This is a genomic window from Colwellia sp. MB02u-6, from assembly GCF_014077095.1.
Classification (GTDB): domain Bacteria; phylum Pseudomonadota; class Gammaproteobacteria; order Enterobacterales; family Alteromonadaceae; genus Cognaticolwellia.
Genome location: NZ_JACGVG010000015.1, coordinates 148650 through 155381 on the forward strand (window position 1 = coordinate 148650; position 6732 = coordinate 155381).

Consider the following 6732-nt stretch of genomic DNA (forward strand, 5'->3'; position numbering starts at 1 on the left):
TTTAATTTACTCATTAAGTCAGCTATTAATTTCCGCATCAACTCAGGCTAAATTTTATATTTATCTGACGCAAATATTTGTTTATTAAAGCGTAAATAAAACTAATTTTGTTTACAAAATTAAGTTATTATCAAGCAAAATAAAATTACAATAATAAGAAAAAAGCTCAGACAAAACTTGGATGTTAACTTAGTGGCCTTTTTCAATACTGACATCCTTTTAACCCTTTAAGTGTTTTTTATAGCTATGTTCAACAAACTATTAAGTCAATTATTTCAAAAACCTGAAAGTAGCACTCCTAATGTGTATTTTTTCGAAGAAAGCAGACAAGATGTTGATTCAGATAAAGAAGTTGAAAATAAACAGGCTAATACAAATCATAATATAAACCACGACGGACTCATGTTTCATTCATTTGAAGATGAATATCAACAAAATTTTTATGACTATCTATTAGGCGAATCTAACCGAGTAGAGTCACCAAATGATCATGAACTATCACAACTTATATCATCAAAAATACAAAGTTTATTGAAAAACCCAAAATTAATTTTAGATGTATTACCTATATTACCCTTATCTTTAACAAAAATTATTGAGCAGATAAATAACCAAGACTTTGATACCGAAGCTTTAATCCAATTAATTCAGCAAGAGCCTGCCATTGCCGCAAAGGTTATCGAGCTAGCTAATTCGGTTTATTATAATCGTAACAATAAAGAGATTACGGACCTTAAATCTGCTTTTTTGCTGTTAGGTGCCAACGGTTTATCAGAAGGCGTTATTAACGGCTTTGTTAATAAGCTAGTACCAAATTCAACTATCTACTTTAGACAATATGGTCAGAAAATATGGCAACATAGCTTATCTACCGGCATAACAGCAAAAGCACTGGTAGCTAAATCATTCATAAAAGACAGTGCAGCTCAAGCTTACTTTATTGGTTTAATTTGTAATTTAGGCGACCTTGTCATTTATCAGTTACTCACCGATGCGTTTGCTATTGTTCATCCAGATTGTCAGCCAAATTCTACTTTATTTAAAAATTTGATGGCTAAAGAATCAAAAAGACTGACTTATTTTATTGCTAAGCATTGGAATTTTCCTGATTCAATATTAGACGCACTAGCCTTACAAGCAAAAGTTAAACGCGCAGCATTATTACCCACATTGCACCATAAAATGCCCCTAGCCTGTTATGTTTATGAAGCAAAAATTATTAGCCAACTTGAGCTAAGACTCGCGCATAGTGCCATTGATGATGAATATATTAAAGAAGTATCTACCTCATTACTTTTCACTGATGAGGCCAATAATCAGTTGCAGCAAGTATTAGCCGATAAGCAGTTAAAGAAAAATTAACATAATAGCCGTTATTTATTTTTATTAAGCACATGGCATTGATAAAGCAAATAATACACCCTAAAAATTAATACCGACGATAACTTCACCACAAGTATATTATTCGCTTAAATTACTCGAACTATTCATCATGCACCACTGCTCCAATAGCACCCACATAGTGCTCGCATAGTGACCGCAAATGTGTATTCATAGTTGCCGTAAGCGCATACATCAAAAAACTGGAGCTAAAGTCAGTATTTCACCTTCTCACTTATCACCTTGGTATTCACAATTTTGCGACTAAGTTTACTTTCACTGCAAAGAAAACTACAGCGAATATCAGGTGGAAATCCCCTTTAGTGCATCATAAATCTATCAAGGCTTTCTCTAGCGATAATTATCAAGAATCCCCCTCGACCTTGGCTGATATGCTAATTCTAAAGAGGGCTTGATAATTTGCAATTAACTATGGCCGTTATTAATTTTAATAACGATAAGCTTGGTTATAAAAGTTATCGTTATCAATACACACTTATTATCTTTATAGTATTGTTACTGTTTAATTATTTTTTTAATAGTGATCGTTATTAAATGTCACTGTCTGAGTCTCATCACCATGATTGAAATAAAAACACCCGCTTACCGCTGCGCAAGCTTTGCATTAGCCTTAGGGTCTTTCCTCGTATTTTGCAACTTGTACATGTTCCAACCTATGTTGCCCTTAATGGCTGAGACCTTTAGCGCCAGTGCCATTGAAATTAACTGGTTACTGGCGGCATGTACGTTAACGTTAGCGCTTACTCTTGTGCCATGGGCTATCAGTTCAGAAATGATTGGTCATCGTAAGGTCATGATACTGAGCCTGTTCTTATTGCCATTTACGGGTATAGCCATGTTACTAGCCGATTCATTGCTAATGTTAACGCTAACACGCGCGGTAATGGGCATCTCTCTTGCTGGTTTTATAGCAGTTGCCGTGGCATATATGGCTGAAGAATTTAGCCCAACAGCTTTAATACTTGCGATCGGTGGCTATATTAGTGCTAATTCATTAGGGGGGATTTTTGGGCGTTTATATGGTGGTTTTATCACTGAATATTGGGGATGGGAACTCGCGGTAATAGGTATGGCTATTTTCAGTTTATTCGGTGCGTTACTCGTTAACCGACTATTACCCGAGCAGAAAAATTTCACTCCAACAAAGGGGCAATTTAACCTTCATAGTCGTCGTGTTATTGGTCATTTGAAAGAGCGTAAATTATGGTTGGCTATGATGATTGGTGGACTAAATTTCTCATTGTTTGTTAACCTTTATACGGTCATGGGATTTCGTCTTGTCGCACCGCCCTATTCACTATCAATCAGCTTAACCTCGATGATTTTTTTATGTTATCTCACCGGTACAATTACCGCAAAGCTAAGTGGCCGTTGGAGCCAAATATACAGCCCGATTAGTGGCATAGTATTAGGAACCACAATCAGTGCGATAGGCATGTGGGTTTCAGCTTATGACTCATTACCAGCAATGCTTATGGGTTTATTGTTTATTAGTTCTGGCGCTTTTTTCACCCACTCACTTGCTTATGCATGGGTAAGTCAAAAAGCGAGTACAGCGAAAGCTACTGCCACTGCGTTATACCTTGTACACTATTATATTGGCGGTAGCCTAGGTGGTTTTTACTTAATTGCCTGCTGGCAGTATGGCACTTGGCATGGCGTACTTACTGGAGGAATGGTGCTTTATAGTTTGATTTATCTACTCTGTTGGCAATTACACCGCAGTACTTTTTCACCGTTGAAAAAAAATACACAAAGCAATATATGAAGCTCGATGTAGAAGCTGAATAAAGTTGAATAAAGCTGAAAGAATCTAAATAAACATGGAAACACCCAATAGGCAAAATAAACTAAAGCTGGAAGCTCACAATGCTATCCGTTAAACGTAAGTTAGCTATAGCCCTTTTCTTAGGTCAGCTGACTAAAGTTCAACACTGTAAATAGTCCGCTTAACCACCATCAATGTCATACACTTTTAAATTATTATCAGTCACTTTGTGCGCATTCCTGACATTCTAGCTAAAAATCTTGTCATATATTTTCTAATCAATTAACTATTAGCGTAAACGATGTATAGCTTGATGCTTTCTCTTACGAGCCAGTAAATAAAAAGCAGATACCATCATCAGCATCTGCTTTTACGTACCTTAAAATCAATCAGTTAAATTAATTAATTTTGAGGGACAATTACTTTTGAGGCGTGATTAAAAACTTCTCACCTGTCGCTTGTTTTGAATAAGCTGCCATCGATTTTAATTGTAATACTTCTGCTAACGACACTTCATGTGTGTAGTGACTAGCAAATGTTGTCGTGATTTCATCTGCAACACGTTTACGCATCGCTATTACCGTTTTAGTGCCTAGCTTACCTAGCGCATTAAATAATAAGAAGCCATTGACAGCCCAAGCAAAACCGAAGTTACGATTGAGTGTTATAGGGCCACGGTCTAATGCGCCATAAATGTACACTTGTTTGAACGTGTCAGAGCCATAAACACTGTGTTCTTTCATATCACGAACCGCAACAACTTCCATACAATTAAGAATGTCACTTGTTAGCTTACCACCACCAATAGGGTCAAACGCAATAGTTGCGCCTGTTTCAATAATTGCCGCCGTTAAGTCAGCAAGAAAAGTAGCACTGCTAGAATTAACAATATATTTTGCGCCCATATCACGTAATAAAGTTTCTTGTTCGGCTTTACGGACAATGTTAATTAAATCAACGCCATCAGCAATACAAATACGGTTTAGCATTTGGCCAAGGTTAGACGCAGCCGCCGCATGAATAATGGCTTTATGACCTTCAGCACGCATAGTTTCAACCATAGCTAATGCCGTAAGCGGGTTAACAAAAGAAGATGCGCCCTCTTTAGCTGTAGTACCTTCTTTTAATGGTAAGCAGCTTTGTATGTTGGCGGAGATAAATTGACGATACGTGCCACCGCCAATAACGGCAACGGTTTTCCCCATTAATGCTTGTGCCGCAGCTGATGAACCCGCCGCTATAACGGTTCCTGCGCCTTCATTACCAACAGGAATTGCTTTACCAACACGCGCTTTAACCGCAGGCATAAATTTAGCTGGTACATCTGCCGTAATCACTGGGCTTTGTTCAGTGCCTGATTGCTGCGCGGTTGTCATATCTGCAGCGCTAAAAAGAACGGCTAAGTCAGACGGGTTTAATGGCGCAGCTTCAAGACGAATAACCACTTCATCGGCACCAGGTTGTGGTATTTCGATGTTTTTTAAGGCAAGTGTTAATTTATTGTCTTCACTGATGGTTGAAGTAAGTTGGATATTTGACGTTGTCATAATGTTTGCTCCTGCAAATAATGAATTTTTTCAACCAATAACTTTATTGTATTGGTTATACTTTGTTCGTAATTGAATTCACGTAAAAATGTGGTATTGACTTTTTTGATCGCTAACTACATGTTATCTCGCGTTTTCCGCTTTAATTTGAGCGGTCACCTTTTGTATAAACTCAGGTATGTTTGCCTGACGGTCGGCCTCTACTTCTTGGGCAATGGCAGATTGACTCATGGCATTGTTCCATTCTTTCATTCCTGGTACTTCTGCCAGTACATCCCACTCAAGCTGGCTAGAGCCAAAAGCGCTAACAATAGTGTTTACATAATAAAGATAGATATCTGCCATGGTTAATTGTTCACCTGCAACCCAAGGTAAAAACTGACACAAGCGACTTAAAGCTGTAATGCCACGCGTTAATACTTGACGTACTTCAGCTTTAATCGCATCAGGCACTGCTGTGCCTGAAAATGCATAAGGTATCAGTCGTCTGCTTGGCAGTTCAAAATAAAGCTCTGCTATTTTCATCATTTGACGGACAACAGCACGTTCTCCTGCATTTTCAGGGTATAGCGGAATTGCAGGGTAAGTCTCTTCGATAAAATCACAAATAACACTCGACTCTGAAAGTTCAAGGCCTTCAGCCGTTGTGATAACGGGTACCTTGCCAGCAGGACTCATTACGAGTAATTCTTCACTACCCGCGTACAGTAGGTTTTCTTTAAATGGCAATTCTTTGTGTAGCAATACATGTTTCACTAGGTTGTAGTAATTACTAGCGGCAAAACCGTGCAAAGTTATCATAAGTAAGTGTCCCGTCATTAACGTGAAAGTTGTGTTTAGCTGTATTTAACTGTGTTTAACTGTGTTTAATTATGCTCAGTTGCCGAAAATGCAATTAAAGCCTCTGTTTTTAATACCTTGTCATAAGAGCAGGGTGGTAATGTTTAAGTTAAACGTATTATTACTGGTTTTAATTTGGTTATATATAAGGGAAAATGCGAATCACTATTGCTTTTAAAGCAACAATCAAGCAAAAGCATTCAGTATTTATTTAATGGAGAAGCCAGTTGGATCAACTACGTGCAATACGCTATTTCAGTAAAGTCGTCGAAACGGGCAGTTTTACCAAAGCGGCGAATACTTTAAATGTGCCGCCCTCATCGTTGTCGAGACGCGTTGCTGATTTAGAAAAGAGTTTAGGAGCAACGCTATTAAAGCGTTCAACTCGAATCGTTAAACTGACAGAAGTAGGACAAATTTATTATAACGATGTCCAGCAAATATTGAATCAACTAGAACAAAGCAATGAAACGGTTCGTAGTTATCAAACAACCCCCATGGGTCGTTTATCTATCAGTTCAATGGTCGGTTTTGGCGAAAAAATATTACTTCCTTTATTTGATGAATTCAGTGCGTTATACCCTGAAATTGTCTTAGATATTAGTTTAAGTGACGAGTTATCGACACTAGGGCGTGATGATGTCGATATTGCTATTCGCGGTGGTTACGCGCCAAATGAGCGCGTGTTAGCCATAAGGTTAATGGACAATGGCTTTATTCCTGTCGCTTCGCCAAGTTATTTAGCAAAGCACGGCGTACCTAATAACGCAATGGAACTCAAAGAACATAATGGCGTTTATTTTAAAACCCCAACAGGACCAACGCCTTGGTTATGCAATATGAACGGTCAATGGCATGATGTTTCGGGACCAGCGATAGCAATTTCAAATAACGGACCATGGTTAGCGAAAAAAGCGTGTGACGGTGAAGGCATTTTAATGTCAACACGATGGGCGTTATCTTCCTATCTTGAATCAGGAGAATTGCAAGAACTTAAGTTTGAGCATCAGTTAGCGATAACTCAACATTCTGATATGGCAGTTTATTTGTTATATCAAAAACAACGCTATTTAGTACCAAAAGTAAAAGCAGCAGTAGATTTTTTAGTTGCCAGAATAAAGTAATTATTGATTATTGATTACTGATTATTGATTACTGATTACTGATTACTGATTA

Annotated in this window: 5 protein-coding genes; 3 read left to right on the plus strand and 2 right to left on the minus strand. The window is 37.8% G+C overall.

Features of this window, described 5'->3' with window-relative positions; all coding sequences use genetic code 11:
- The first annotated feature begins 246 nt into the window (after nt 1-246).
- The gene (locus H4J46_RS00860; protein ID WP_182231698.1) at nt 247-1362 is read left to right on the plus strand and encodes an HDOD domain-containing protein; all 1116 of its coding nucleotides are present in this window, start codon (nt 247-249) and stop codon (nt 1360-1362) included.
- A 598-nt stretch (nt 1363-1960) separates the two neighbouring features.
- On the plus strand, nt 1961-3169 hold the full coding sequence (locus H4J46_RS00865; RefSeq protein WP_182231699.1) for an MFS transporter: 1209 nt from the start codon (nt 1961-1963) through the stop codon (nt 3167-3169).
- Between the two features lie 419 nt (nt 3170-3588).
- On the opposite strand, the gene H4J46_RS00870 is transcribed toward H4J46_RS00865, so the two are convergent.
- A complete protein-coding gene (locus tag H4J46_RS00870) occupies nt 3589-4716 on the minus strand; it encodes a zinc-binding dehydrogenase (RefSeq protein ID WP_182231700.1) in 1128 nt (375 codons plus the stop codon).
- A 123-nt stretch (nt 4717-4839) separates the two neighbouring features.
- Nucleotides 4840-5517: a glutathione S-transferase family protein gene (locus tag H4J46_RS00875; RefSeq protein WP_182231701.1), complete on the minus strand. Its 678-nt coding sequence runs from the start codon at nt 5515-5517 to the stop codon at nt 4840-4842.
- A gap of 266 nt (nt 5518-5783) precedes the next feature.
- Here H4J46_RS00875 and H4J46_RS00880 point away from each other — a divergent pair, with 266 nt between their 5' ends.
- Nucleotides 5784-6680 (plus strand): LysR family transcriptional regulator, encoded by an 897-nt coding sequence (locus H4J46_RS00880; protein WP_182231702.1) that lies wholly within the window; start codon nt 5784-5786, stop codon nt 6678-6680.
- The last annotated feature ends 52 nt before the right edge of the window (nt 6681-6732 follow it).